The 25981-nt window shown below is 70.5% G+C and carries 30 protein-coding genes and 1 tRNA gene; 27 read left to right on the forward strand and 4 right to left on the reverse strand.

Translation table 11 applies throughout. The features are described from left to right. The first annotated feature begins 115 nt into the window (after positions 1–115). The 3 genes from ACWCSU_RS16480 to ACWCSU_RS16490 all read left to right on the forward strand — a co-directional run bounded on the left by ACWCSU_RS16480 (position 116) and on the right by ACWCSU_RS16490 (position 3226). Entirely contained in the window at positions 116–1384 is a 1269-nt protein-coding gene (locus ACWCSU_RS16480; RefSeq protein ID WP_357708241.1) for an extracellular solute-binding protein, read from the forward strand. Positions 1385–1457: 73 nt separating this feature from the next. Further along, positions 1458–2342: a carbohydrate ABC transporter permease gene (locus ACWCSU_RS16485; RefSeq protein ID WP_357708243.1), complete on the forward strand. Its 885-nt coding sequence runs from the start codon at positions 1458–1460 to the stop codon at positions 2340–2342. After that, positions 2342–3226: a carbohydrate ABC transporter permease gene (locus ACWCSU_RS16490; RefSeq protein ID WP_357708277.1), complete on the forward strand. Its 885-nt coding sequence runs from the start codon at positions 2342–2344 to the stop codon at positions 3224–3226. The genes ACWCSU_RS16485 and ACWCSU_RS16490 overlap by 1 nt, the downstream gene beginning before the upstream one ends. Before the next feature lie 70 nt (positions 3227–3296). Here ACWCSU_RS16490 and ACWCSU_RS16495 read toward each other — a convergent pair whose 3' ends face one another. Further along, on the reverse strand, positions 3297–4034 hold the full coding sequence (locus tag ACWCSU_RS16495) for a class I SAM-dependent methyltransferase (protein WP_357708244.1): 738 nt from the start codon (positions 4032–4034) through the stop codon (positions 3297–3299). A gap of 116 nt (positions 4035–4150) precedes the next feature. On the opposite strand from ACWCSU_RS16495, the gene ACWCSU_RS16500 reads away from it, so the two are divergent. Together ACWCSU_RS16500 and ACWCSU_RS16505 are read left to right on the forward strand one after the other, a co-directional pair. After that, a complete protein-coding gene (locus tag ACWCSU_RS16500; protein WP_357708245.1) occupies positions 4151–4690 on the forward strand; it encodes an RNA polymerase sigma factor in 540 nt (179 codons plus the stop codon). Next, positions 4677–5459 carry a hypothetical protein gene (locus ACWCSU_RS16505; RefSeq protein ID WP_449935751.1) on the forward strand — a complete coding sequence of 261 codons (783 nt, stop codon included), beginning with the start codon at positions 4677–4679 and terminating at the stop codon, positions 5457–5459. The genes ACWCSU_RS16500 and ACWCSU_RS16505 overlap by 14 nt, the downstream gene beginning before the upstream one ends. Here the strand turns inward: ACWCSU_RS16505 and ACWCSU_RS16510 are convergent. Continuing rightward, the gene (locus tag ACWCSU_RS16510) at positions 5448–6470 is read right to left on the reverse strand and encodes an adenosine deaminase (RefSeq protein WP_357708247.1); all 1023 of its coding nucleotides are present in this window, start codon (positions 6468–6470) and stop codon (positions 5448–5450) included. The genes ACWCSU_RS16505 and ACWCSU_RS16510 overlap by 12 nt on opposite strands. A 172-nt stretch (positions 6471–6642) precedes the next feature. On the opposite strand from ACWCSU_RS16510, the gene ACWCSU_RS16515 reads away from it, so the two are divergent. Both ACWCSU_RS16515 and ACWCSU_RS16520 read left to right on the forward strand, forming a co-directional pair. Continuing rightward, a complete protein-coding gene (locus tag ACWCSU_RS16515; protein ID WP_449935753.1) occupies positions 6643–7230 on the forward strand; it encodes a hypothetical protein in 588 nt (195 codons plus the stop codon). A 41-nt stretch (positions 7231–7271) separates the two neighbouring features. Continuing rightward, positions 7272–7796, forward strand: a complete 525-nt coding sequence (locus tag ACWCSU_RS16520; protein WP_449935756.1) for a hypothetical protein — start codon at positions 7272–7274, stop codon at positions 7794–7796. Between the two features lie 88 nt (positions 7797–7884). Here the strand turns inward: ACWCSU_RS16520 and ACWCSU_RS16525 are convergent, their stop codons facing one another. Then, positions 7885–9093, reverse strand: a complete 1209-nt coding sequence (locus tag ACWCSU_RS16525; protein ID WP_357708252.1) for a pyridoxal phosphate-dependent aminotransferase — start codon at positions 9091–9093, stop codon at positions 7885–7887. Positions 9094–9251: 158 nt separating this feature from the next. Here ACWCSU_RS16525 and ACWCSU_RS16530 point away from each other — a divergent pair. From ACWCSU_RS16530 to ACWCSU_RS16570, 9 genes are all read left to right on the forward strand, one after another. Next, positions 9252–9324: transfer RNA gene (locus ACWCSU_RS16530), tRNA-Trp, on the forward strand. A gap of 75 nt (positions 9325–9399) precedes the next feature. Further along, positions 9400–9645, forward strand: a complete 246-nt coding sequence (gene secE, locus ACWCSU_RS16535; RefSeq protein WP_125642950.1) for a preprotein translocase subunit SecE — start codon at positions 9400–9402, stop codon at positions 9643–9645. Positions 9646–9720: 75 nt separating this feature from the next. Further along, positions 9721–10518, forward strand: a complete 798-nt coding sequence (gene nusG, locus ACWCSU_RS16540) for a transcription termination/antitermination protein NusG (RefSeq protein WP_449935758.1) — start codon at positions 9721–9723, stop codon at positions 10516–10518. A 117-nt stretch (positions 10519–10635) separates the two neighbouring features. Further along, complete coding sequence (rplK, locus tag ACWCSU_RS16545; protein WP_357708255.1) at positions 10636–11067, forward strand: 50S ribosomal protein L11; 432 nt, start codon at positions 10636–10638, stop codon at positions 11065–11067. 60 nt (positions 11068–11127) lie between these two features. Next, on the forward strand, positions 11128–11847 hold the full coding sequence (gene rplA / locus ACWCSU_RS16550; protein ID WP_352325431.1) for a 50S ribosomal protein L1: 720 nt from the start codon (positions 11128–11130) through the stop codon (positions 11845–11847). 231 nt (positions 11848–12078) lie between these two features. After that, positions 12079–12906, forward strand: coding sequence for a LolA-like protein (locus ACWCSU_RS16555; RefSeq protein ID WP_357708256.1), 828 nt, complete (start codon positions 12079–12081; stop codon positions 12904–12906). Positions 12907–13145: 239 nt separating this feature from the next. Continuing rightward, complete coding sequence (rplJ, locus tag ACWCSU_RS16560; protein WP_357708257.1) at positions 13146–13673, forward strand: 50S ribosomal protein L10; 528 nt, start codon at positions 13146–13148, stop codon at positions 13671–13673. A gap of 72 nt (positions 13674–13745) precedes the next feature. Continuing rightward, positions 13746–14138 (forward strand): 50S ribosomal protein L7/L12, encoded by a 393-nt coding sequence (rplL, locus tag ACWCSU_RS16565; RefSeq protein ID WP_357708258.1) that lies wholly within the window; start codon positions 13746–13748, stop codon positions 14136–14138. Between the two features lie 169 nt (positions 14139–14307). Further along, the gene (locus ACWCSU_RS16570; protein WP_449935763.1) at positions 14308–15507 is read left to right on the forward strand and encodes an ArnT family glycosyltransferase; all 1200 of its coding nucleotides are present in this window, start codon (positions 14308–14310) and stop codon (positions 15505–15507) included. Here ACWCSU_RS16570 and ACWCSU_RS16575 read toward each other — a convergent pair. Then, positions 15497–15895, reverse strand: a complete 399-nt coding sequence (locus ACWCSU_RS16575) for a nuclear transport factor 2 family protein (protein WP_449935765.1) — start codon at positions 15893–15895, stop codon at positions 15497–15499. The two genes, ACWCSU_RS16570 and ACWCSU_RS16575, sit on opposite strands and share 11 nt — an antisense overlap. A 90-nt stretch (positions 15896–15985) precedes the next feature. Here ACWCSU_RS16575 and ACWCSU_RS16580 point away from each other — a divergent pair, with 90 nt between their 5' ends. The 11 genes from ACWCSU_RS16580 to ACWCSU_RS16630 all read left to right on the forward strand — a co-directional run bounded on the left by ACWCSU_RS16580 (position 15986) and on the right by ACWCSU_RS16630 (position 25407). Then, on the forward strand, positions 15986–16552 hold the full coding sequence (locus tag ACWCSU_RS16580) for a TetR/AcrR family transcriptional regulator (protein WP_357708265.1): 567 nt from the start codon (positions 15986–15988) through the stop codon (positions 16550–16552). A 103-nt stretch (positions 16553–16655) separates the two neighbouring features. After that, positions 16656–17657 carry an ABC transporter ATP-binding protein gene (locus ACWCSU_RS16585; RefSeq protein ID WP_449935768.1) on the forward strand — a complete coding sequence of 334 codons (1002 nt, stop codon included), beginning with the start codon at positions 16656–16658 and terminating at the stop codon, positions 17655–17657. Positions 17658–17725: 68 nt separating this feature from the next. Continuing rightward, positions 17726–18472: an MlaE family ABC transporter permease gene (locus ACWCSU_RS16590; protein WP_449935770.1), complete on the forward strand. Its 747-nt coding sequence runs from the start codon at positions 17726–17728 to the stop codon at positions 18470–18472. After that, positions 18469–19251 (forward strand): MlaE family ABC transporter permease, encoded by a 783-nt coding sequence (locus ACWCSU_RS16595; protein ID WP_364095854.1) that lies wholly within the window; start codon positions 18469–18471, stop codon positions 19249–19251. The genes ACWCSU_RS16590 and ACWCSU_RS16595 overlap by 4 nt, the downstream gene beginning before the upstream one ends. Next, positions 19248–20303: an MCE family protein gene (locus ACWCSU_RS16600; RefSeq protein ID WP_449935772.1), complete on the forward strand. Its 1056-nt coding sequence runs from the start codon at positions 19248–19250 to the stop codon at positions 20301–20303. Before ACWCSU_RS16595 ends, ACWCSU_RS16600 begins: the two co-directional genes overlap by 4 nt. Further along, positions 20300–21292: an MCE family protein gene (locus ACWCSU_RS16605; RefSeq protein WP_449935773.1), complete on the forward strand. Its 993-nt coding sequence runs from the start codon at positions 20300–20302 to the stop codon at positions 21290–21292. The genes ACWCSU_RS16600 and ACWCSU_RS16605 overlap by 4 nt, the downstream gene beginning before the upstream one ends. Further along, positions 21283–22272, forward strand: a complete 990-nt coding sequence (locus ACWCSU_RS16610; RefSeq protein WP_449935774.1) for an MCE family protein — start codon at positions 21283–21285, stop codon at positions 22270–22272. The genes ACWCSU_RS16605 and ACWCSU_RS16610 overlap by 10 nt, the downstream gene beginning before the upstream one ends. After that, complete coding sequence (locus ACWCSU_RS16615; RefSeq protein WP_449935775.1) at positions 22269–23249, forward strand: MCE family protein; 981 nt, start codon at positions 22269–22271, stop codon at positions 23247–23249. The genes ACWCSU_RS16610 and ACWCSU_RS16615 overlap by 4 nt, the downstream gene beginning before the upstream one ends. Then, positions 23246–24406 (forward strand): MlaD family protein, encoded by a 1161-nt coding sequence (locus ACWCSU_RS16620; protein WP_449935776.1) that lies wholly within the window; start codon positions 23246–23248, stop codon positions 24404–24406. The genes ACWCSU_RS16615 and ACWCSU_RS16620 overlap by 4 nt, the downstream gene beginning before the upstream one ends. Before the next feature lie 6 nt (positions 24407–24412). Continuing rightward, positions 24413–24913 (forward strand): nuclear transport factor 2 family protein, encoded by a 501-nt coding sequence (locus ACWCSU_RS16625; protein WP_357708274.1) that lies wholly within the window; start codon positions 24413–24415, stop codon positions 24911–24913. Further along, positions 24910–25407 (forward strand): hypothetical protein, encoded by a 498-nt coding sequence (locus ACWCSU_RS16630; protein WP_364095836.1) that lies wholly within the window; start codon positions 24910–24912, stop codon positions 25405–25407. Before ACWCSU_RS16625 ends, ACWCSU_RS16630 begins: the two co-directional genes overlap by 4 nt. Positions 25408–25981: the final 574 nt, after the last annotated feature.

A 25981-nucleotide genomic window follows, 5' to 3' on the forward strand; every position in this document is an offset into this window, starting at 1 on the left:
TCTGGCGCAAACGCGTTGAGCTGTGGCTCTCGCGCCCCTCATCCCCTTGGACGGGGTCAGGTAGCTGGTACGGACCAGCCACCCGTCCGACGAGAAGGCGGTATCACCAGTGAACATGAAGCTTGTGGGCGGCGCCGCTCTCGGCCTTGCCACGATGCTGGTCCTGTCCAGCTGCGGCTCCGACGGCGGTTCGGGTGGCGGCGGGAACAACACCCAGGCCTCGGGCGGCGGCCAGGTCACCCTCAAGATGGTCGCCGCCGACTACGGCGACGGCCCCGGCAAGCCGAACTCGGGCGAGACGTTCTGGAAGGGCGTCGTGGACGAGTTCCAGGCCGCCAACCCGAACATCAAGGTCGACGTCCAGGTCATCAACTGGAACGACATCGACAAGCAGGTCGCCACCATGGTCCAGAACGGCCAGGTGCCCGACATCCTGCAGACCGGCGACTACTCCGGCTTCGTCAAGGACGGCCTGCTCTACAAGGTCGACGAGGTCGTGTCCCCGGCCGTGTCCGGCGACCTGCTGCAGAAGTTCGCCGACTTCGGCAAGGTGGACGGCGCCGCGTACGGCCTCCCGTTCGTCTCCTCCGCCCGCGCGCTGTTCTACAACAAGGACCTGTTCACCAAGGCCGGCATCGCCGAGCCGCCCAAGACCTGGGACGAGCTCAAGGCCGACGCCGAGAAGCTGAAGAAGGCCGGCGTGAGCCAGCCGTTCGGCCTCCCGCTGGGCCAGGAGGAGGCCCAGGGCGAGTCGTTCCTGTGGATGCTGGGCAACGGCGGCGGCTACAAGGACGCCTCCGGCAAGTGGGCCATCAACTCCCCGCAGAACGTCGAGACCTTCACCTACATGAAGGGCCTGGTCGACGCCGGCCTCACCACCCCGAACCCGGGCACCAAGGACCGTAAGACGGTCTGGGAGGACTTCGGCGCGGGCAAGGTCGGCATGGTCAACGGCGGACCGATGTCCATCCCGATCTTCGACGCGGCCGGCCTGAAGAACTACGGCGTCGCGGCGATCCCCGGCAAGTCCGGCCCGCTCGACACCACCCTCGGCGTCATGGACTGGATCATGGCGTTCAACAAGAACGGCCACGCCGCCGAGATCAAGAAGTTCTTCGACTTCTTCTACACCGGCAACGCCGCCCAGAAGATCTCCGACACCTACAAGCTGCTGCCCGTCACCAACGGCGGCATCCAGAAGCTGTCCGGCGACGAGAAGCTCAAGCCGTTCCTCGACGCGCTGCCCAACGCCAGCTTCTACCCGTTCCAGGACCCGAAGTGGGCCGAGGTGAACCCGGCGATCAAGCAGACCATCGGCGGCGCCGTCAAGGACGACCCGGCCAAGGTCCTCGGCGAGCTGCAGAAGACCGCCGAAGCCAGCTGATCCAGCGGGGGTCTGTGGAGCCGGCGCGCGGGTCGCGTCCCCGCGCCGGCTCCACCGTCATGGAAGGTTCCTCATGAGAAGGTTGCGCGCCCTCGAACCCCTGGCCTGGATCGGGCCGGCCGTGGTGCTGATCGCGCTGGTCGTGCTCTGGCCCGTGATCGAGATGATCCGGTCGTCGTTCCTCAAGATCAGCCGGTTCGGAGTGGTCCAGGGAGACAATTTCCCGGACAACTACACGAAGCTGTTCGGCGAGAAGGACTTCGCCGACATCATGATCCGCAGCGTGGTCTGGGTGGTCGCGGTCGTCGCGCTCACCGTGCTGATCTCGCTCGCCCTCGCCCAGCTGTTCAACCAGCGCTTCCCCGGCCGCAAGATCGCTCGCTGGGCGCTCATCGCGCCCTGGGCGGCCTCGGTGCTGATGACGGCGATCATCTTCAAGTGGATGCTCGACCCCGAGGTCGGGGTGATCAACCAGATCAGGGTGAAGCTGGGGCTCATCGACGCGATGGGCGGCGCCTCCGCCGACCAGCTCGGCGACGCCTCCAGCGCGATGCCGTGGCTGGTGTTCGTGGCGGTCTTCGTCTCCGTGCCGTTCACGACGTACGCGCTGCTGGCCGGGTTGGCGACCATCCCCGCCGACGTCTACGAGGCAGCCAAGATGGACGGCGCCACCAAACTCCGGACGTACTGGTCGATCACGCTGCCGCTGCTGCGCCCCGCGCTCACCGTGGCCGCGCTGATCAACGTCATGAACGTCTTCAACAGCTTCCCGATCATCTGGGCGATGACCCACGGCCAGCCGGGCTACTCGACGGCCACCTCGACCATCCTCATGTTCATCCTCAAGAACTCGAACATCGGTGAGTCGGCCGCGATGTCCGTCGTGAACTTCGGCATGGTCATCGTGCTGACCGCGATCTTCCTGAAGGTGTCGCGCTGGAACAAGGAGGTGGCGTGATGGCCGTGCAGACCATGTCCAAGGCCGGTCCGCGCCACCAGTCCGGTCACCGTGGGCGGGCGCAGCGCCGCCTGCCCAGGGTCAAGACCGTCATCGTGGCGGCCGCGGCGTACATCGTCGCGTTCGTCTTCCTGTTCCCGTACCTCGTCATGCTGCTGACCTCGCTGCGGTCGCAGGAGTCGCTGCGCGAGGTGACGTTCTGGCCCGACGAGTGGGTGTGGTCGAACCTCGCCAATTTCTGGACCAGCGGCCTGGCCGGGAACCTGTGGGTGACGCTCAAGGTCGCCGGCGGCTCGACGATCCTGGTGCTGCTCGTGGCGTTGCCGGCCGCGTACTACTCGGCCCGGCACAAGTTCCGGGGGCGCACGGCGTTCCTGATCCTGGTGCTGATCACCCAGATGTTCCAGCCCACGGCCATGCTCGTCGGCATCTACCGCGAGTTCTACCAGTTCGGCCTGGTGGACTCGATCTGGTCGCTGATCCTGGTCAACGGCGGGTTCAACCTGGCGTTCGCGGTGTGGATCCTGAACGCCTACTTCGCCTCGATCCCGCGTGAGCTGGAGGAGGCCGCCTTCATCGACGGCAACGGCCGCTTCGGCGCGCTGTTCCGGATCACGCTGCCGCTGGCCATGCCGGGCGTGATCACCGCACTGATCTTCACGTTCATCGCGGCGTGGAACGAGTTCGTGGTCGCCCTGACCCTGACCACGACCCCGGCGAACCAGCCGCTCACGGTCGCGCTGAACTCGTTCATCGGCCAGTACCAGGTGGACTGGCAGAACCTCTTCGCGGGCTCGGTGATCGCCACCATCCCGGTGATCATCCTGTTCGCGCTGATCGAGCGGAAGGTCGTCGGCGGACTGACCGCCGGCTCGATCAAGTAGAAAACGTCCGGCCGCCACCAACCCACCGGGTGGCGGCCGGGCTCACTTCCGCGGGCCTGTTTCTGCGGGCCTACTTCTGCGGGACGCGGGCCACGCAGAACACCGTCTGGCCGAACGGCGGACGGATGAACCGCTCGATCAGCCGCGTGGCCGGGACCACGGTGCGGTCGTAGATCTTGACCAGGCGCGGGTCGGGGTAGCCGACGCCGCCCCGCCGGACCGCCGCCCACCAGGCGATGCCGCCCAGGAAGTTGATCGGCTTGAGCACGTCGATGTCGAGCCCCGCCTTGGAGACCGTCGCGCGCAGGGTCTTGGGCGTGTAGCGCTGGACGTGACCGACCTTGCGGTCGAAGTCTCCGTAAAGCTGCATGTAGCCGGGCACCCAGATGATGATCCGGCCGCCGGGCAGCGTGACGCGGGCCAGCGAGCGCAGCGCCTCGGCGTCGTCCTCGATGTGCTCCAGCACGTTCATCATGACGACGGTGTCGACCTTGTCCTTCAGCGGGATGTCGGTCGGCAGGCCGAACTGCAGGACGTCGATGTCGTCGCGGCCCTCGAAGCGCTTGCCGAGCTGCTCGACGCAGTAGGGGTCGAAGTCGCTGACGACCAGGCGGTCGAGCCGCGGCAGGAACTGCTCGGCGAAGTGGCCCAGCCCGGAGCCGATCTCCAGCATCGAGCGGCCGACGTGCGGGGCGACCATGTCGAACTCGTACTGCCGATAGTTCTTGGCCTCGTCCCCACCCAGGTGGTTCTCCAGGGCCTCGTCACCGGCCGCCGGTTGCACTACACGGTCATACCCAGAAGACATAGTCCCGTTCCTTTGAGGGGCACACGGATTGCACGAGTCTAATGCCCCCGAGGATGACCTGATGCGTGAAACGCCCTTCCCCGCGCCCGGCCGGATGCGATGGAATGCGACACGCCATGGACGACGACGAGGCGATCGCCCGCTCCCTCGACGGTGACCTGGGGGCCTACGAGGCCCTGGTCGCCAGGTACAGCGCGCTCGCCCATCGCACCGCCGCCATGCTCGGCGCGGGCGACGAGGCCGAGGACGTCGTGCAGGAGGCGTTCGTCAAGGCTTTCCGTCATCTGTCCGGGTTCCGGAGGGACGCGCCCTTCCGTCCCTGGTTGCTGCGGATCGTGGCCAACGAGACGCACAACCTGACCCGGGCCCGCGGGCGCCGCTCCGACCTGGCCGTACGGCTCACCGCCGCCGCCGATCCCGCAGCCCCCGACGACCCGGCGGGCGCGGCCGTCGCCACCGACCGGCGGGCGCGGCTGCTGGAGGCCGTACGCGGCCTGCCCGAACGGGAACGCCAGGCGGTCGTGTGCCGGTACTTCCTGCAACTGTCGGAGGCGGAGACGGCCCAGGTGCTCGGCTGGCCGGTCGGTACCGTCAAGTCCAGCACCCATCGGGGGCTGGCCCGGCTGAGGGAGGAGGTGGGCGGTGAGCTCGCATGACCCCTTCGACGACCTGGAAGCCGAACTGACCGCCCTCGGCGACCTCCTCGACACCCCGTCCCCGCCCCCGCCCGACGTCGCCGCCGCGGTCCGCGCCCGGCTGGAGACCCCGTCCCCGCCGCCGTCCGACGCCGCCGCGGTCCGTGCCCGCCTGGAGACCCAGCCCCAGGACAGCGCGCGGCGTGTGCGGCGGGCCAGGTGGAAGGTCGTGGCGGCCGTCGTGCTGGCCGTCATCGCCGTCACGGCCGCCACCCCCCAGGGCCGCGCCGCCGTGGCCCGGGTCCTCCGCTTCGCCGGCATCGAACTGCAACTGGCCGACACACCCCCCACACCGGTACGGACCACCGCGAACCTCCCCGGCGAGCGCCCGGTCGCCCCCGACGACCTGCCCGCCCTGGTGAAGTTCCCGATCAGAACCCCGTCAGAGCTCGGCGCCCCCGACCACGCCACCATCGCCGACCAGGGCCGCGTCGTGTCGATGTTCTGGCCGGACGGCGTCCGGCTCGACCAGTTCCAGGGCGGCGTGGACCCGTTCTTCTTCAAGCAGCTCGGCCCGCCCTGGCCCGACTACGTCCAGGTGGCCGGCACCTCGGCCTGGTGGATCCCCGGCGAGCACCCGCTCGGCTACATCCGCCGCCAGGACGGCACCGAGGTCCCCCTGCGCCAGGCCGCCCCCACCCTCGTCTGGCAGCGCGACACGCTCACCTACCGCCTGGAGGGCGCCGGGACCAAGGAGAGGGCGGTGAAGATCGCCGAGTCACTCCGGTGAGCCGGTCAGCCAGTCGTCCACGCCCTTGAGCAGCTCCTTGCGCACGGTCTCCGGCGCGGTCGAGGACCGGATCGACTGCCGCGCCAGCTCGGCGACCTCGGCGTCGGAGAACTCGTAGACCTCCCTGGCCAGCTCGTACTGCCGCAACAGCCGCGTGCCGAACAGCAGCGGGTCGTCGGCGCCCAGCGCGATCGGCACCCCGGCGTCGAACAGCCGCCGCAGCGGCACGTCGGCCGCCCGCTCGGCCACGCCCAGCCCCACGTTGGACGTCGGGCACACCTCGCAGCAGATCTGCCGGTCGGCCAGCCGCTGCATCAGCCACGGGTCCTCGGCCGCCCGGACACCGTGCCCGACCCGGTCGGCGCCCAGGTCGTCGATGCACTGGGCCACGCTGCGCGGCCCGAGCAGCTCGCCGCCGTGCGGCACGGCCAGCAGCCCGCCGCGCTTGGCGATGCGGAAGGCCCGCTCGAACTCGCGCGCCTCGCCGCGCCGCTCGTCGTTGGACAGGCCGAAGCCCACCACGCCCTTGTCGGCGTATTGGGTGGCGAGCCTGGCCAGGGTGTTCGCGTCGAGCGGATGCCTGGTCCGGTTGGCCGCCACGACCACCGGCATGTGAACCCCGGCGTGCTCGGCGGCCTGCCGCGCCGCGTCGAGCATCAGCTCCAGCGTCGCCGTGAGCCCGCCGAACCGCGCCGCGAACCCGGACGGGTCCACCTGGATCTCCAGCCACCGGGAACCGGCCGCCGCCTCGTCCTCCGCGGTCTCGCGCAGCAGCCGGTAGACGTGCTCGGGACGGCTGAGCACCGACCTGGCGATGTCGTACAGCCGCTGGAACCTGAACCAGCCGCGCTCGTCGGTGGCCCGCAGCCGCGGCGGCCAGTCCTGCTCCAGCGCGTCGGGCAGGTGCAGCCCCTGCTCCCTGGCCAGCTCGATCAGCGTCGAGTGCCGCATGGAGCCGGTGAAGTGCAGGTGGAGATGGGCTTTGGGCAGCGTGTGCAGGGGCCGGTGCATTTCCATATTTTGCCACTGGCCCCAGGTGCGGATTCGCGTGTCGCGGAAGGCGACGGGTCCGGCATCGGCACGGCATCGGCACGGGATCGGCCCGGGATCGGCCCGGGATCGGCACGGGATCGGCACGGCATCGGCACGGTAGAGGTCGCCCGGATCGGGGGATCAACCGTCCATGATCCCTGAGGGAGGCGGTGTCGCCGGGCAGGGCCGGCGCGCGCTGCTCGCCGGACTGGCGTTCGCGATGACGGCTCTCGTCATCTACGCCCTGTTCCAGTCGGGTTTCGGCCGTTCGCATCCGCCTTCGGCGGGTTCGTCGTACGTGCCGGCGCCGCCCCTGAAGGTGGCGCCCCGCCCCGGCGCCGCGGCGGCGGCCCCGCCCGAGCCCCTGTTCGCGGTCGTCTCCGACGACCTCTGGCTCACCTACCTGCCGCGCGGCCTGCGCCGCAGCGGCGGGGGAGCGGTCGCCCCCGACGGCGTCCGGGCCAGGTACGGCACCGCGGACCGTTACGTGGAGGCCCAGGTCGAGCACGGTACGGCGGCCGCGGACTGGGACACCTACCGCGCGCACCTCGACGTGCCGGACGCCCGCGAGACCACGGTCCGCGGCCGGCCCGCGATCGTCGGCCCGCACCCGCGCGGCGGCAGGGTGATCGCCTGGCTGGAGCGCCCCGGGACGGGCGCCTGGATCCGGGTGAGCGACTCCCTCGCCGGCGAACTGCTGCCTATTGCCGCCTCGGCCCGTGGTCCTGTAGGAGACTAGGAGCCTTTTCCCTGGTTGATCCCACGAGTCATGGGGGGACGATGCGGCGTCCGGCAGCGGTGTTCGTCACGTTCGCGCTGGCCGCCGGCACGGCAGGGTGCGGCGGCGACACGCCGCGGCCGCCCAGCGCCACCCCGCCGCCGGCCAGCGAGCAGGCGAGCGACCCGGTGGCCGGGAAGCCCGTCACGCTGGCCTGTGGATCGACCAGGCTCAAGGTCCCCGGCGCGCCGCCGCCGCTGGCCCGCTCGGGCAGCTTCGGCCGTCTGGACGCGCTCGCCAGGCGCCTCAAGGTCAGAGGCGTGACCTGGCGCGACGACGAGGGCGAGCTGCTGCGGGTGGGCGTGGTGTGCGGCGTGCGGACGGCCGAGCAGTTCGCCACGCTGGTGGCCCGCTCGACCCTGACCGCCTACCGCGGCAAGCCGGCGCTGCGCTGGACGACCCGCGGCGGCCTGCGCAACTTCATGTGGCTGGAGAGCCCCGGTACGGCCGTCTACCTCGCCGCCACGCCCGGCATGACCGCCCAGCTCCGCCAGACCGCCGCCGCCATCAGAGAAGGCGCCTCCTGAACCGCGAAGGCGTCTTCTACGACCTTGTGGAACCGCCGAGGCGCCCGGCCGGGCCCGCGAAGGCCGGGCAGGGCGCCCTCCACGTCGCTCAGTGAGCCTCGGACAGCAGCTTGGCCATGCGGCTGACGCCCTCGACCAGATCGTCGTCACCGAGGGCGTAGGACAGCCGGAAGTAGCCCGGCGTGCCGAACGCCTCGCCCGGCACGACCGCCACCTCGGCCTCCTCCAGGATCAGCTCGGCCAGCTCCGCCGACGACCCGGGCCGCCGGCCGCGCAGTTCCTTGCCCAGCAGCTCCTTGACCGACGGGTACGCGTAGAACGCCCCCTTTGGTTCCGGGCAGAACACGCCCGGGATCTCGTTGAGCATCCGCACCATGGTCTGGCGCCGCCGGTCGAAGGCCGTACGCATCTCGGCCACGGCCGACAGGTCGCCGGACACCGCGGCGAGCGCGGCGATCTGCGACACGTTGGCCACGTTCGAGGTGGCGTGCGACTGCAGGTTGGTCGCCGCCTTGACCACGTCGGACGGCCCGATCAGCCAGCCCACCCGCCAGCCGGTCATCGCGTACGTCTTGGCCACGCCGTTGAGGATCACGACCCGGTCGCCCAGCTCGGGAACGGCCGTGGCGATGCTGGTGAACTCGGTGCCGCCGTAGACCAGGTGCTCGTAGATCTCGTCGGTGACCACCCACAGCCCGTGCTCGGCCGCCCACCGGCCGATCGCCACGGTGTCCTCGCGCGAGTAGACCGCGCCCGTCGGGTTGGACGGCGAGACGAACAGCAGGACCTTCGTGCGCTCGGTGCGGGCCGCCTCAAGCTGCTCGACGCTCGCCAGGTAGCCCGTGGACTCGTCGGTCACCACGTCGACCTGGACGCCCCCGGCGAGCTTGATCGCCTCGGGGTAGGTCGTCCAGTAGGGGGCGACGACGATGACCTCGTCGCCCGGGTCGAGCAGCGTGGCGAACGCCTCGTAGACGGCCTGCTTGCCGCCGTTGGTGACGAGCACCTGGGACGGCTCGACGGAGTAGCCGGAGTCGCGCCGCGTCTTGTCGGCGATGGCCTTCTTCAGCTCGGGAAGGCCGCCCGCCGGCGTGTACTTGTGGTTGCGCGGGTCACGGGCCGCCTCGACCGCGGCCTCGACGATGTAGCCGGGCGTCGGGAAGTCGGGCTCGCCCGCGCCGAAGCCGATGACGGGGCGGCCGGCCGCCTTCATCGCCTTGGCCTTGGCGTCCACCGCGAGCGTGGCGGACTCGGAAATCGCGGAGATTCTTGCGGAGATACGGGGTCGCGTGGACATGCTCACCATGCTCCCACGCGGGCGTGACCTGGGCGATCAGGTTTGGGTTCGACGTACCGGGCAATCCCCCGTATGCTTTCGCCTGGTCCTTCCGCCGCATGTCGGCGAGCGGTTCGGTCCAGGCAGTGAGTCGATCAGGGTAGTGTGGTTGACGACATAGGGCACTGGCGCAATTGGTAGCGCACCGGTCTCCAAAACCGGCGGTTGGGGGTTCGAGTCCCTCGTGCCCTGCGAGTGCGGTCCGCGCAAATGGCGTGTAAGCGCGCCGCAGAACTGCGTTGGATACGACAGATTCAGGTGAGGACTGTGGCGATCGACACGCGCGGCGAGACCGCAGGCAAGCCCAGTGGCGAGAAGAAGACGCGCACTTCACCTGCCCTTTTTTATCGGCAGGTCGTCAACGAGCTTCGCAAGGTCATCTGGCCGACACGCAAGGATCTCATCACCTACACCACGGTCGTTCTGGTATTCGTTCTGATCATGGTGGCGATCGTCTATGGGCTTGACGCCGCTCTCGGCTGGGCCGTCCTCCGCGTCTTCGGCGGGGAGTGAGCCCGCCTAGCTCGACGCCGTGTGGTGTCGGCTGATGGCGACACCATTCGATTCGAGGAAATGAGGAAAGGTCACGTGTCCGAGTCTTCTGTTCCGGCCGGGGAGCCACGCGACGAGCGAGGCGACGACGAGCTGGGAGAGACCACCGACGAATGGGGCGACGAGCTGGGTGAGGCTCGCGACGAAGGCGTCGAGGCGGCTCTCCAGGAGGCCGACGAGACCGACGAGGTCGAAGAGTCGGAGGAGGCCCCCGCTGACGCGGAGGCCGAGCCCCTGCCCGAAGTCGACCCGGTCGAGGAGTTCAAGAGCTCGCTGCGCGGGCTCCCCGGCGAGTGGTACGTGATCCACTCCTACGCCGGCTACGAGAACCGCGTGAAGTCCAACATCGAGAGCCGCAACGTGTCGCTCAACATGGAGGACTACATCTACCAGGTCGAGGTGCCCACGCACACCGTCCAGGAGTTCAAGAGCGGCAAGAAGGTCCCGGTCAAGGAGCGCGTGCTGCCCGGCTACGTCCTGGTGCGCATGGAGCTGACCGACGAGTCCTGGGCCGCCGTGCGCAACACGCCCGGCGTGACCGGTTTCGTCGGCCTGTCCAACAAGCCGAGCCCGCTCAGCCTCGACGAGGTCGCCAAGCTGCTGGCGCCCGAGCCGACCGAGGAGAGCAAGAAGGCCACCGCCAAGGCGGCCAGCGGCCCCACGGTCGAGTTCGAGATCGGCGAGTCCGTCACGGTCATGGACGGCCCGTTCGCCACCCTTCCCGCCTCGGTCAGCGAGATCAGCCCCGAGTCGCAGAAGCTCAAGGTGCTCGTCTCGATCTTCGGTCGTGAGACCCCGGTCGAGCTCTCGTTCAACCAGGTCTCGAAGATCTAGGACGATCACCTACACTTAGACGTTCGGTCGGCCGCCTTTCGCGAAAGGTGGCCTTCCGACATGTCCGGGCGCATCCGCGTCCGGACGGCATCACGATCAGGACCCGGAGAAGGACTCATGCCTCCGAAGAAGAAGATCGCGGCGCTCGTCAAGGTCCAGCTCCCCGCTGGCCAGGCCACGCCCGCTCCGCCGGTCGGTACCGCCCTCGGTCCCCACGGCGTCAACATCATGGACTTCGTCAAGCAGTACAACGCTGCGACGGAGGCCCAGCGGGGCAACATCATCCCCGTTGAGATCACCATTTTCGAAGACCGCAGCTTCACCTTCATCACGAAGACGCCCCCGGCGCCCGAGCTGATCAAGAAGGCCCTGGGTCTCGACAAGGGCAGCGCCGTCCCCCACAAGGACAAGGTCGGCCGTCTGACGCGCGAGCAGCTGCGCAGCATCGCCGAGACCAAGATGCCCGACCTCAACGCCAACGACGTCGAGGCTGCTGAGAAGATCATCGCCGGCACCGCCCGGTCGATGGGCATCACGATCGCCGACTAAGACTTTTCCCAGATCCGTGGGAGGGCCGGGTCCCGGCCCGCGAACCACAAGGAGACAGACATGAAGCGCAGCAAGGCGCACAAGGACGCGGCCGCCAAGGTCGACCGCGACAAGCTCTACACGCCCGCCGACGCCGCCAAGCTGGCCAAGGAGACGTCGACCACCAAGTTCGACGCCACCGTGGAAGTGGCGCTGCGGCTGGGTGTCGACCCTCGCAAGGCCGACCAGATCGTGCGCGGCACGGTCAACCTCCCGCACGGCACCGGTAAGACCGCCCGGGTCCTGGTCTTCGCGACCGGTGACCGTGCCGAGGCAGCCCGCGAGGCGGGCGCCGACATCGTCGGCGCCGACGAGCTGATCGACGAGATCGCCAAGGGCAACCGGCTCAACGAGTTCGACGCCGTGGTGGCCACCCCTGACCTCATGGGCAAGGTCGGCCGTCTGGGCCGCGTGCTCGGCCCGCGTGGTCTCATGCCCAACCCCAAGACCGGCACCGTGACGCCCGACGTCGCCAAGGCCGTGACGGAGATCAAGGGCGGCAAGATCGAGTTCCGCACCGACCGGCAGGCGAACCTGCACTTCATCATCGGCAAGACGTCGTTCCCCGAGCGTCAGCTCATCGAGAACTACGCCGCCGCCCTTGACGAGGTGCTGCGTCTCAAGCCGTCCGCGGCCAAGGGGCGTTACCTGAAGAAGGTCACCTTCTCCACCACCATGGGCCCCGGCGTCCCCGTCGACCCCAACCTCACCCGTGGCCTGACCGCCGAGCTCGACGCGTAACGGCTTCGTTCTTCCGAAGGTCCCCGCCTGTCTCAGGCGGGGACCTTTTGGTTTTCCGCACGTCGTGCGGGGAGGTGCCCGCGAGGCGCGACGTTTCTGTTCCGGATGATCTCGCCAGGTGGGCGGGGTTGTGGAGGAATCGTGCACAGTCTGTGGGGGAGAACCCTGGGTTTTCCCCGAATTATGCGGGGAAGTCGCCACGACGGGACAACTCAACCGTAGGGTCAAAACATGCTGAAGCGCAGGATAAGTCTCGCCACCGCCGCGGCCGGAGCTGCCCTCATCGCGGCCACGGTCGCCGGGTGCGGTACGAACGTGCAGCCCGTCCAGATCAACCTGGCCGCCTCGGAGGTGCTCGCGCAGGCCGCGCAGAAGACCGCGGAGGTCACCAGCTACACGGTGGACGCCGTCGCGAACGTGACGCACCCCCAAGAAGGCAACGGCAAGGTGCAGGGACGCATGCTCTACCAGAGCAAGCCCCAGCTCGCCGTCGACCTGACCCTCGACACCGTCGACATGGGCGGACGGAACCTGCCGGGCGGCGTACGCGCCATCCTCCAGGGTGACACCGTCTATGTGAAGGTCGAGGCGCTCAAGCAACTCGTCGGCGCGACCAAGCCGTGGATCAAGGTCTCGCTCGCCGACGTGGGCGACCAGAACCAGGTCAACCAGTACCTCAGCCAGATCCAGCAGTTCGACCTGGCCAACGTGACCAAGCTGGTCACCGCGTCCAAGGACGTGCAGCAGGTCGGCACCGAGAGCGTCAACGGCGAGGACGCCACCCACTACAGCGGCACCTTCCCCGTGGACGCGGCCGTCGGCCAGCTGCCCGCCGACAAGCAGCAGCAGGCCCGTACGAACCTCGCCGAGCTCAAGGACGTCAAGTTCGACATCTGGGTGGCCGGCGACGGCCTGCCCCGCAAGCTCGCCCTGAACGGCTCCAAGGAGGGCGCGACGCTGGACGCCACGCTGCTCTTCAAGGGCTTCAACGAGCCGGTGAAGGTCGAGGCCCCGGCCGCCGACCAGGTCGGGGAGCTGCCGAAGACGACCGTCAACTGAGAATCGATTTGGAAACTCGGCGACCAGCACGTACTCTGGTCGTTGCCGAAGACCGCCGGTCGTCGTCAGGTGCATCAGTCCTGGCGACCGAAGGATCCACGTTCTGTGGACGGCCCGCGCAGGTGTGATGCGAGTTTCCCATATGGTGTAGTTCCATATGTGAGCCCCGTGCGCCCCTGCGCCCGGGGCTGTTCTCATTTCCAGGGGCCTTCGCCGGCGGCACACCTGGAAGGAGGCCCATGGCGAGGGCGGATAAGGCGACAGCCGTTGCCGAGCTCAAGAGCGAGTTCGAAGGCAGCAGCGCCGCCGTTCTGACCGAGTACCGCGGTCTCACCGTCGCCCAGCTCAAGCAGCTGCGCGTTGCTCTTGGTGAGAATGCGAAGTTCGCCGTGGCGAAGAACACCCTGACCAAGATCGCGGCCAACGAAGCTGGTCTGTCGTTCCCCGACGACCTGCTCACGGGCCCGACCGCGATCGCCTTCGTCAACGGCGACGTTGTCGAAGCGGCCAAGGGTCTGCGTGACTTCGCCAAGGCCAATCCCCTTCTGGTGATCAAGGGTGGTGTGCTGGAGGGCAAGACCCTCGACGCCACCGAGATCACCAAGCTCGCCGACCTCGAGCCCCGCGAGGTCCTTCTCGCTAAGCTCGCCGGTGCTCTCAAGGCCAAGCAGAGCGCTGCGGCCGCGGTCTTCGCCGCGCTGCCCACGCAGATGGCTCAGCTGGCCGACGCCCTTCGTGCCAAGCGCGACGAAGAAGCGGGCGAGTAACACGGGGGTTGCCGCAACTTCCGCGGTCCCGTTCCTAGTTTTCTGCAAGTCCTAAACGTAAGGAAAAGCATCATGGCGAAGCTCAGCACCGACGAGCTGCTCGACGCGTTCAAGGAGATGACCCTCCTCGAGCTGTCCGGGTTCGTGAAGCAGTTCGAAGAGGTCTTCGACGTCAAGGCCGCCGCCCCCGTCGCGGTCGCCGCCGCCCCCGCCGCCGGTGGCGGTGGCGAGGCCGCCGCCGTTGAGGAGCAGGACGAGTTCGACGTCATCCTCGAGGCCGCCGGCGACAAGAAGATCCAGGTCATCAAGGAGATCCGCGCCCTCACGTCCCTGGGCCTCAAGGAGGCCAAGGACCTGGTGGACGGCGCTCCCAAGCCGGTCTTCGACGGCAAGGTCAACAAGGAGCAGGCGGAGAAGGCCAAGGCTGCCCTCGAGGGCGCCGGCGCCACCGTGACCGTGAAGTAACTTCCCACTTCACACAGCTCTTCGGAAGAGGCGGACACACCCTGGTGCCGGGTGTGACCGCCTCTTTTCGCATGTACGGGGACGCCTCAGGAGATTCTCATCCGCGTCTCATCGCCCGGCCAACGCGCCTGCCTGGCGTGCAGGTGTGCTGAGCGAAGCGAGATCCCGCGTGGCGTTGGCCGTGCTGCTCCTCGGCGCCGGAGTCCTCTACGTGTGGGGGCTCGGGGCGTCGGGGTGGGCCGACTCCTTCTATTCGGCGGCCGTGCAGGCCGGGAGCCAGAGCTGGAAGGCGTTCTTCTTCGGGTCGTCCGACGCCGCGAACGCGATCACCGTCGACAAGACCCCCGCCTCGCTCTGGCCGATGGCGCTCAGCGTACGGATCTTCGGCCTGAACTCCTGGGCCGTCCTCGTGCCCCAGGCGCTCATGGGCGTCGGCGCGGTGGCCGTGGTGTACGCGACCGTGCGCCGGTCGTTCCCCGCCTGGGCGGCGCTGCTGGCCGGGACGTCGATGGCGGTGACACCCGTGGCCGTGCTGATGTTCCGGTTCAACAACCCCGACGCCCTGCTGGTGTTGTCGCTGACCGTCGCCGGGTACTGCGTGACGCGGGCCCGGGAGCGCGGGTTCGACGCGGTGGCGCGTACGGAGGGGTGGAACGTGTGGCTGGGGCCGGTCGTGGCGGTCGCAGGGCTGGGGGCGGCGCTGGTGATGTTGTTCGCGCGCCGGGCCCGGGCCCTGGTGGGGCTGGTCGCCGTGGCGGCGTGCCTGGCGGGACCGGAGGCGTACGCGCTGGACACCGCCGCGACCCCGCACACCGGCGCGATCCTGACGGCGGGGCCCGCCACCGCCGTCGGCTTCGGCCGCCCGCCGGGCGGCGGCCCAAGAGGGCCGGGCGGCGCGTCCGCGCAGACCGGCGCCCCCGGGGGCCTTCGGCGGGACGGGCAGGACGGTCGGGACCCGTGGGGCGGGCAGGACGGCGGCCGGCCGCCGGGCGGACGCGGCGGGGCCGGGGGCCTGCTCGACGCGGGCACGCCACCGGCCGAGCTGACCGCCCTGCTACGCCAGGACGACTGCACGTGGACCGCGGCGACCGTCGGCTCGAACAACGCCGCCGCCCACCAGCTCGCCGCCGGCCTGCCCGTCATGGCCGTGGGCGGCTTCAACGGCACCGACCCCGCCCCCACACTGGCCCGGTTCAAGGAGTACGTGGCCCAGAAGCGCGTCCACTACTTCATAGGCGCCGGGATGGGCGGCTTCGGCGGCGCCGGATCCGGCGGCAGCGACGAGGCGGCCCGGATCGCCGCCTGGGTACGGGACGCCTTCACCGCCACGACGGTCGGCGGCGTCACCGTCTTCGACCTCACGAGCTGAGCGCCGCCTCCCGGACCTTGGCGATGGCGCTGGCGTCCATGAAGTCCTTGCAGTGGACGATCCTGCCGTCCCTGATCCGCAACATCAGCAGGCCGGGGACGGTGATCGGCCGGTCGCCCACCTTGACGTGCGCGTTCTGCTCGACGACCACGACCTCGGGATCGTCCGTACGGTGCAACGCGACCCGCTCCACCTCCTGCGGTACGGCGGGGGAGACGCCCCAGGCCGCCCGGTACCCCGCGCGCACCGCCTCCCGCCCCTCGTACGGCGGCAATCCGCCGAACGGGAACTCGTGCAGTCCGTCCTCCGCGTACAGGTCGGCCAGCTCGTCGGCCGACTTGTGCAGCATCGCGCCGTGGAAGGCGACGACGATCTCCTCGACGGTCATGTTCACAACCTCGCATCTCGCTCAACGGTCGTTGACTCAACGAGCGTAGAGCGAAAGTGGAGCAACGGTCAACACGGGTAGAGTCGGACCGTGAGCGAGCGAGTGCTGCCCCGCGCCGAACGGCGGCGCCGGACCGAGGGAAGGATCCTCGACGCGGCCAGGGCCCTGTTCGCGGAAGTCGGCTACGAGCGCGCCACCATCAGGGCGGTCGCGAAGGCCGCCGAGGTCGACCCCGCCCTGGTCATGCAGTACTTCGGCAACAAGCAGGAGCTCTTCCGGGCCGCCGTGCGCGCGACCCCCGACCCGGGCGCCGTCCCCGGCCCCGACGAGCTGGTCGAGCACCTGCTGGCCACGCTAGACGTGAAGATGGGCGAGCTGCCCCAGGGCTCGCTGGCGATGATGCGTTCGATGCTCACCCACCCGGAGGCGGCCACGGCGGCCCGCGAGGCGCTCGCCCGCCAGATCGACCGGCTCGCCGCGTCGATCCCCGGCGAGGACGCCCGCGTGCGCGCGGCCCTGATGACCACGATCCTGCTCGGCGTGACCGTCGGACACCAGCTCCTCGGCCTGCCCGAGCTGCGCGACGCGCCGTCGGCGGAGATCGCCCGGCTGCTGCGCCCGAGCCTGCGGACCCTCACCGGGCCGGAAGTCCCGTAACCGCCGGGCGGCGAGAGGCTCCAATTCGCCGGAACGGCATCCGGGAAGTAAAGTGTGCGGCACGTAATCCCCTGAGTACTCCCTGTGATCGGGAAGGTGGCCAGTGGGCGTCGAGGTCGTGGTCGACGGGTTGACCAAGTCGTTCGGTCGGCAGGTCGTCTGGCAGGACGTCTCGCTCACGCTGCCCGCGGGGGAGATCTCGGTGCTGCTCGGCCCCTCGGGCACCGGCAAGTCGGTCTTCCTCAAGACGCTGGTCGGCCTGCTGCGCCCCGACCGCGGCCACATCTGGATCGACGGCCACGACCTGGCGGGCTGCGGCGAGCGCAAGCTCTACGAGCTGCGCCGGCTGTTCGGCGTGCTGTTCCAGGACGGCGCCCTGTTCGGCTCGCTCAACCTCTACGACAACATCGCCTTCCCGCTGCGCGAGCACACCAGGAAGACCGAGGCGGAGATCCGCCGGACCGTGATGGCGAAGATCGACCTGGTGGGCCTGGCCGGCGCCGAGGGCAAGCTGCCCGGCGAGATCTCCGGCGGCATGCGCAAGCGCGCCGGCCTGGCCAGGGCGCTGGTGCTCGACCCGGAGATCATCCTGTTCGACGAGCCCGACTCCGGCCTCGACCCGGTCCGCACCGCCTTCCTCAACCAGACGATCGTCGACCTCAACGCCGACATCGAGGCCACGTTCCTGATCGTCACCCACGACATCAACACCGCCCGCACGGTCCCCGACAACATCGGGCTGCTGTTCCGCCGCGAGCTGGTCATGTTCGGGCCGCGCGAGATGCTGCTGTCCAGCGACGAGCCGGTGGTCCGGCAGTTCCTCAACGCCCGCAGGCACGGCCCGATCGGCATGTCGGAGGAGAAGGACGTCTCCGAGCTGGCGGCCGAGGCGCGGCTGGGCCACGATCCCGGCGGGCTGCCGCCGATCCCGCCGCAGCTCATGCCGAGCGGCAACGCGATCCGCCGCTCGCAGCAGCCGCCCGGCCGATGGCTGGCGGCCCACGGCGTGACCCCGCCGCAGGGCTCATTCGTGGACGAGCAGGGCCGCGACTGGCTGGAGGAGTACCCCCGGCTGCTCGACGCCCACGCGAACGGCGTCGCGTAGATCATGAACTCCGAAGAGCGCCCTCGCGCGGCCCACGACGGTCACCGTCCGCTTCGAGGCGGGTGCGCATGGTGATCACGGAGATCGGGCGGTTCGTCGCCATGTCGCTCGACACCGCCAGGGCCGCCGGGCGGCGGCCGTTCCAGGTGCGCGAGCTGGTCCGGCAGGCGTGGTTCATCGTCAGCGTGAGCGCCCTGCCCACCGCCCTGGTCGCCATCCCCTTCGGCGCGGTGCTCGCCATGCAGACCGGCAACCTCATCCGCCAGTTCGGCGCCCAGTCCTTCACCGGCGCCACCGCCGTGCTCGGCATCGTGCGCGAGGCGGGCCCGGTGGTGACCGCGTTGATGATCGCGGGCGCGGCCGGCAGCGCGATCTGCGCCGACCTCGGCGCCCGCCGGATCAGGGACGAGATCGACGCCATGGAGGTGCTCGCGGTCGACCCGCTCCACCGGCTCGTCGTGCCCAGGGTCGCCGCGTGCGCGCTGGTCGCCCCGCTGCTCAACGGCCTGGTCACCACGGTCGGGCTGGTCGCCGGCTACCTGTTCAACGTGGTCGCCCAGGGCGGGTCGCCCGGCGCGTACCTCCAGTCGTTCAACGCCCTGGCCGAGCTCTCCGACCTGTGGGTGTCGGAGGGCAAGGCGCTGGTCTTCGGCGTCACGACGGGGCTGGTGGCCGCGTACAAGGGGTTGAGCGCGGCCGGCGGGCCCAAGGGGGTGGGGGAGGCGGTCAACCAGGCGGTGGTGTTCGCCGCCCTGGTGCTGTTCGCCGAGAACTTCCTGATCAGTGCGGTCTACAACGAGCTGGTGTTGTCATGAGGACGCTCAACCGGCAGGGCGAGTTCTACGCCAGGGCGATCAGGGCCGTCCCGGCCGCCGCGCGCCACCGCCGGGAGGTGCTCAGGCTGCTGGCCGAGGTCGGGCTCGGCAGCGGCGGCCTGGCGGTGATCGGCGGCACGATGACGATCGTCGCCTTCATGACCTTCTTCACCGGCACTGAGGTCGGCCTGCAGGGCTACACCGGGCTCGACCGCATCGGCGGCTCGGCCTTCACCGGCTTCCTGTCCAGCTACGTCAACACCCGCGAGATCGCGCCGCTGGTGTCCGCGATCGGCCTGTCGGCCACCGTGGGCTGCGGGTTCACCGCCCAGCTAGGCGCGATGCGGGTCGGCGACGAGATCGACGCGCTGGAGGTCATGGCGGTCCCGTCGGTGCCGTTCCTGGTCACCACGCGGCTGATCGCCGGGTTCGCCGCCGTCATGCCCCTGTACGTGCTCGGCCTGCTCGCCTCCTACGTCGCCACCCGGCTGATCGTGACCGTGCTCCACGACCAGTCCACGGGCACCTACGACCACTACTTCGAGCTGTTCCTGTCGCCGTACGACGTGTTGTGGTCCTTCGGCAAGGCGATGGTCTTCGCCGTCCTGGTGATCCTCGTCCACTGCTACTACGGCTTCCACGCCACCGGCGGCCCGGCCGGGGTCGGAGTGGCGGTCGGGCGGGCCGTACGCGCGGTGCTGGTGACGGTGAACGTCGCGAACCTGCTGCTCGGCCTGGCCATCTGGGGCACGACGACGACGGTGAGGCTGGCCGGATGAGATACGGCGTCGCGCTCCTGGCGATCATCGCCGCGTTCACGGCCCTGACGCTGGCCGTCTATCTCAAGGTGTTCTCCACCGCCCGGCACGTCACGCTGCTGCTGCCGGCCGCCGGGCTCCAGCTCGACCGCCGGGCCGACGTCAAGGTCAACGGGGTCGTGGTCGGCGAGGTGGCCGACCTGGCGCCCGCCGAGCACGGCGCCCGCCTCACCCTGGCCCTCGACCACGACGTCGATCGCGGCTCGACCGCCGAGCTGCGGGCCAAGACCCTGTTCGGCGAGAAGTACGTCGCCCTGATCCCGCCCAGGTCCCCGCGCGGCCCGCTGCGCGACGGCGACGTCATCAGGTCCTCGGCCGCCGCCGTCGAGATCACCCGAATCCTCGACCGCCTGCTGGCCCAGCTGCGCGCCGTCCACCCCGAACGCCTGAGCAACGCCCTGAACGCCCTGGCCACCGCCCTCGACGGTCGCGGCGCCCGCCTCGGCACGACCCTGGACAGGACCGACGCCTACCTCCGGCGCCTCCAGCCCCACCTGCCGACCCTGAAGCGGGACATCGCCAAGCTCGCCGACGTCGCCGCCCTGTACGGCCAGGCCGCCCCCGACCTGCTGCGCACCCTCGCCAACGGCGCCGCGATCGGCCGCACCCTCACCGCCGCCCCGCTCGCCCCGGCCACGGCCGCCGTCACCCGGGCCGCCACCGCCGCCGACCTGCTGCTCACCTCCAACGAACCGGGCCTCGTCGGCCTTCCGCACGTCGTCCGCCCGGCCCTCGACGTCGCCGCCCACCACGCGCCCGTCATCCCGTGCGTCCTGCGCGGCCTCGACCGCCTCCGGCCGCTGCTCGACGACGCCTTCGGCCACGGCAGCACGAAGGCGGTGCTGGAGATCGTCCGGCCGGCGCATCCGTACGAACCGGGCAAGGACACCCCGCGTTACGCCGACCGCAGGGGACCGGCCTGCTACGGCCTGCCCGATCACGCGCCCGTGCCCTTCCCGGGGGTCCGTTTCGACGACGGCACGGCCGACCTGGCGAGGCTGATGCTGCGATGACCACGCTCGGGCCGGCGCTCAAGCTGGCCGTCTTCGCCCTCGTCACCACCCTGTGCGTGGCCACCCTCGCGATCACGATCTCGGGTGCCCGCTTCACCGCCGCGGTCGTCTACCACGCCCTGTTCACCGACGCCTCGGGGCTGCGCGAGGGCGACGAGGTCCGCATCGCCGGCGTGCCGGTCGGCCGGGTCGAGGACGTCACGCTGGCGGGCACGCGGGCCGAGGTCGCTTTCTCCGTACGGCGAACCACCGCCCTGCCCCGCGCGGTCGTGGCGGCGATCCGCTGGCGCAACCTCATCGGCGACCGCTACCTGACGCTCTCCACCGGCCCCGGCGGCCCCGGCCTGCTCCCGCCGGGCGCCCACGTCGCCGCCACCCGCCCGGCGCTCGACGTCACAGCCCTGTTCAACGGCTTCAGGCCGCTGCTCAACGCCATCCGCCCCCAAGACGTGAACAGGCTGAGCTGGCAGATCGTCCAGGTGCTCCAGGGCGAGGGCGGCACGGTCGAGGCCCTGCTCGGCCACATCGCCTCCCTCACCGGCACGCTCGCCGACCGCGACGCCGTGATCGGCCGAGTGATCACCAACCTCGGCGCGGTCCTCGGCGAGATCGCCGGCCGCGAGCACGACTACGACCGGCTGCTGATCGACCTGCGCGCCCTGATCGGCGGCCTGGCCGGCGACCGCGAGGCCATCGGCGACTCGCTGGCCACGCTCGACCGCCTCACCGCCGTCACCGGCGGCCTGGTCCGCAGGGCCCGCCCCGACCTGCGCGCGAGCGTCCGGCACGCGGGCGGGCTGCTCAAGGCGCTCAACGCCAGGAGCGCCCTGGTCGAGGACACCGTCGCCCGCGCGCCCGGCCGCCTCGGCCAGCTCGTCCGGGCCTCCTCCTACGGGTCCTGGTTCAACTTCTACCTCTGCTCGCTCACGGTCAGGAGCGGTGGCGTACGCACCCCGAAGATCGTCAACGGGAGCCAGCGATGCCACTGACCCCCTTCAGGCGACGCGACCCCGTGCCGCTCGGCGTCGGCGGCGTCGTCGTGGCCCTGGCGCTGGTCGTGGCGGCCCTGGCGGTCGGCGGCCTGCCGCGCGGCAGCACGTACTCGGCCGCGTTCGCCGACTCGGCGGGGCTGCGCGAGCACGACGACGTGATGATCGCCGGGGTCAAGGTCGGGGAGGTCGTCGGGGTCGACCTGGAAGGCGACCACGTACGCGTCGACCTGCGGGTGGCCGACGACGTCCGGCTCGGCTCGCAGACCAAGGCGGACATCCGGATCAAGACCCTGCTCGGCGCCCACTTCGTCATGCTCGTCCCCGAGGGCGACGGCCGGCTCCAGGGGCAGATCCCGCTGTCGCGCACGAGCGTCCCCTATGAGGTGGCCCCCGCCGTGGGTGATCTCGGGAGAGCCGCCGGCCGCGTCGACGAGCGGGCCCTGGCCGAGGCCATGACCGTGCTGTCGCAGACCATGGAAGGCTCCTCGGCGGAGATCCGGGCGTCCCTGAAGGGCCTCGGCAGGCTCTCGCGCACCGTCGCCGACCGCGACACCCGCCTGCACGAACTGGTCGGCCACGCCCGTACCGTCACCGGGCTGCTGGCCCGCAGGAACGCCGACCTGCACGGCCTGGTCACCGACGGCGACCTGCTGCTGCGCGAGGTCTCCGCCCGGCGGGCCGTCGTCCACGGGTTGCTGGTCAACACGGTGGTGCTGGCCGGGCAGATCGACGGCCTGGTCGCCGACAACAGGACCACGATGAGACCCGCTCTCGAACGGCTGCGCTCGTTCGTCGCCGTGCTGCGCCGCCAGGAGGAGAGCCTCGACCGGTCGCTCGCCCTGCTCGGGCCGTTCGCCCGGCAGCTCGCCGACGCGACCGGCAACGGGCGCTGGTTCGACACGATCATCCAGAACCTGGTCCCGCTGCCCGCCTCGATCCGGCCGCCCGACCCCCTGCCGGAAGGACTCCTCCGATGAGAGGCCCGCTCGTCCTGGCGCTGCTGCTCCTGACCGCTACCGGGTGCGGCTTCGAAGGGGTGGCCTCGCTGCCGCTGCCCGGCGGCGCCGACCTGGGCGAACGGCCGTATTTGGTGATCATCCGGTTCGCCGACGCGCTCGACCTCGTGCCGCGCTCGCCGTGCAAGGTCGACGACGTCACCGTGGGCGAGGTCACCCGGGTCGAGCTGGGCGCCGACTGGCGGGCCGACGTGGTCTGCGCGGTACGCGGCGACGTCGCCCTGCCCGACCTCACGACCGCGGCGATCTCGCAGACGAGCCTGCTGGGGGAGAAGTTCGTCAAGCTGCTGCCCGCCGGGCGCGGGCGGCTGAGCGGCCCGATCCCGGTGGCCCGCACCAGCACGACCGCCGAGGTCGAGGAGGTGCTGTCGGCCGCCTCGCTGCTGGTCGAGGGCGGCGGGCTCGACCAGGTCGCCACCGTCAACCGCGAGCTGGGCGACGTGCTGGACGGCCGCTCGGCCCGCGTGAAGGACCTGCTGCGCAGGCTCGGCGCGTTCGCCGCCGGGCTCGACGGCTCGAAGAGGCAGATCGTCCGGCTGATCGACGCCCTCGACGGCCTCACCCGCACCCTGGCCGCCCAGCGCGCCACGATCAGGGCCACCGCCACCGACATCGGCCCGGCCGTCACCCTACTCAAGGACCAGCGCGCCGGCCTGACCGCCATGCTCGCCGCCCTCGACCGGCTCGGCCACACCGCCACCCGCGTCGTCGAGCGCTCCCAGGCCGACACCCTCGCCGACCTCCGCCACCTGCGCGAACTCCTGCGCAACCTCGACCGGGCGCGCGACAGCGTCGCGTCGGGGCTGGCGACGGCGATCACGTTCCCGTTCCCGGGGTCGGCCTCGTCCATGCTGCGCGGCGACTACGCCAACACCGACCTCACCGTCGACGCCTCGCCGGGCACGGCGCTGCGCAATCTGCTCGGAGGCGCACGATGACCGTCCGGCTGCTGGCGTTCGCGCTGATCGGGGTGGTGGCGGTGGCGTACACGCTGGTCAGGTACGCCCGGGTGGGCGCCGATCTGGTCGATCCCGCCTACCGGGTCACGGTCGAGCTGGCCGACGCGAGCGGGCTGTTCGACGGCTCGGAGGTGACCTACCGCGGGGTGCCGATCGGCCGGGTGGAGTCGCTGGCCGTGGCGGGCGACGGCGCGCGGGCCGTGGTCAGGCTCGGGGCCGGCACGCCCGTCCCGTCCCGCGGCCTGCTGGCCGTGGTGGCCAACCGGTCGGGCGTGGGGGAGCAGTACCTGGACCTGCGGCCCTCCGGGGGCGCCGGGCCGTACCTGCGGGCGGGGGACGTGATCGGGCGCGAGCACACGCGCCTGCCGGTCAGCACCGCCCAGTTGCTCGGCGACACCGACCGGCTGCTGTCCTCGGTCGATCCGCGCGACCTGGAGACGGTCGTGACCGAGCTGGACAAGGGCCTCGGCGGCAACGGGCCGTACCTGCGGCGGCTGGCCGACGCGGGCGAGACGCTGCTCGGACAGGCCGAGAGCGTGCTTCCCGAGACGGTGGCGGTCCTTCACGACGGGGAGACCGTGCTCGACGCTCAGCGGGCCTCTGGGAGCCATCTGAAGGCATTCGCCGGGGATCTGGCCGGCTTGACCGATTCGCTCCGGGACGGGCGCGGCGACCTCGCCCACGTCATCGACCGCACCCCGCGCGCCGCCCGGTCACTCGAACGCCTGACCGACGGCGTCGCCCCTCACCTGCGCCCGCTGCTGACCCACCTCGTGGTCGGCGGCAGCACGGTCTCCGCCCGGGTCACCGCCCTGCGGCAGCTCCTGATCGGCTACCCGGCCGCCGTGGCGGGCGCGTTCTCCGTGGTCGACCGGGACGGCCTGCACTTCGGCCTCGACCTCGACCTCAACGTGCCCAGGCCCTGCACCCGCGGCTACGAGGGCGTACGCCGGCGCCGCCCGCAGGACGTCAGCCCGCGGCCGCCCGACCCGGAGGCGTACTGCCGGGAGCCGCGCGGCAGCGCGACCGGGGTGCGCGGCGCCCGCAACGCCCCCGCTCCCCAACCGCCTCCGTCGATTCCGGGGCTTCCGGCGTGGCTGGCGGGTTATGATCCGGCGACCGGCCGGAAGGGGTGAGCACAGGTGGGAGGACTTCCCGCGCGCCCGGCCCGCATCCTCGTGGCCGCCCTCAGCGTGACGCTGGCGGCGCTCGTCGCCGGCGGCGTGTGGATCTCCTTCCAGGCGCGTGACGCGCAGGCCCTGGCCGACGAGAGGCAGGCCGCGCTGCTGGCGGCGGGCACCCACGCCAAGAACCTGGTCTCGCTCGACTACAAGACCGTCGACGCCGACGTGGAACGGATCCTCGCCACCTGCACGGCCGGCGCCAAGACCGGCTACCAGGCCATCGCGGGCAAGCTCAAGAGCACCACGGTCGCCAACAAGGTCGTCCAGCACGGAGTGCTGCGCGCGACCGGCCTGGTGTCGATGTCCGGCGGCACGGCCAAGGTGCTGGTGGTGGCCGACGCCGAGATCCGCTGGGACGGCTCCAAGAGCCCGCCCCAGGAGCGCTTCTACCGCTGGACGATGGACGTGACCAAGGTCGACGGCGTCTGGCTGGTGTCGAAGGTGGTGCAGGTGGTGTGAGAACCGTCACGGTGGTCCTGCTCGGCGTCCTGGTGATCGTCGCGGGCGTGCTGGTGCCCAGGATGTGGTTCGACCTGAGCGACCTGCGTGGGGCCGACGGGGCGGCGGCCGAGGCCATGGCGACGGCCCGGCAGGTCGCCCCCGACATGTTCTCCTACGACTACCGCTCGGTGGAGGCCGATCTGGCCAGGGCGGGGGCGTACACGACAGGCGAGCTGACCAGGCATTACAAGGAGCTCACCACGTCGCTGGTGTCCAAGGCCAAGGCGGAGAAGACCGTCCGCACCGCGGCCGTGGTGGACGCCGGCGTCGAGCGCGCCACGCCCGACAGGGTCGAGGTCCTGTTGTTCGTGAACATGGTTACGGTAAAAGTAGTGCCGAACCAGGACAGGCCCCAGCAACAGGTCACCCAGAACCGCGCCCGGTTCGTCATGGTCCGGCAAGACGGGCGCTGGCTGGTCGAGGGGCTGTCCACGCTGCTGGGGACGGCCTGAGCCGCCGGGCGCGCCGCTACCTTCAATTGTTACCAAAAATCAGGTTTGGTGAAGCCCTTGATAGGGGTACTCCAGTCACAGCTACACCGGCGGTCGGCATGGGTTCGACCCCTGGGGTGACGGAGCGTTAACCGCCCACGATCGCGGGTATCGTCTTGGGCCTGGCGGTAGGCGCCCGATCACACTGGGGAGAAAACTCCAGCGTCCGGGCCTCTAGGCGGCTAAAAGTCGGGCTCGCGGGCTTGACGTTTGCGGCTGAACGGGCGATGCTGCGACCAACGTGGAGCATGCAGCGAGAGCGAAGTGGACAGGCGTGTGCCGTTCGGCTACACTGCCCCTTTGCGCTGCCCTTTGACGACCCGTGATGCTTGCTCACGTTGCGAGGTTGTCTGGCGTGCGTGTAGTCAGTCCGCCGCGAGCCCTCGGAAGGACATCTGTTGGCAGCCTCGCGCAACGCCTCCGCCGTACCCGCTGGTCCCCGTCGCGTCTCTTTCGCGCGTATCCAGGAGCCCCTCGAAGTTCCTGACCTTCTCGCCCTCCAGACCGAGTCGTTCGACTGGTTGCTGGGCAACGA

The sequence above is a fragment of the Nonomuraea sp. NPDC001699 genome (assembly GCF_053596455.1).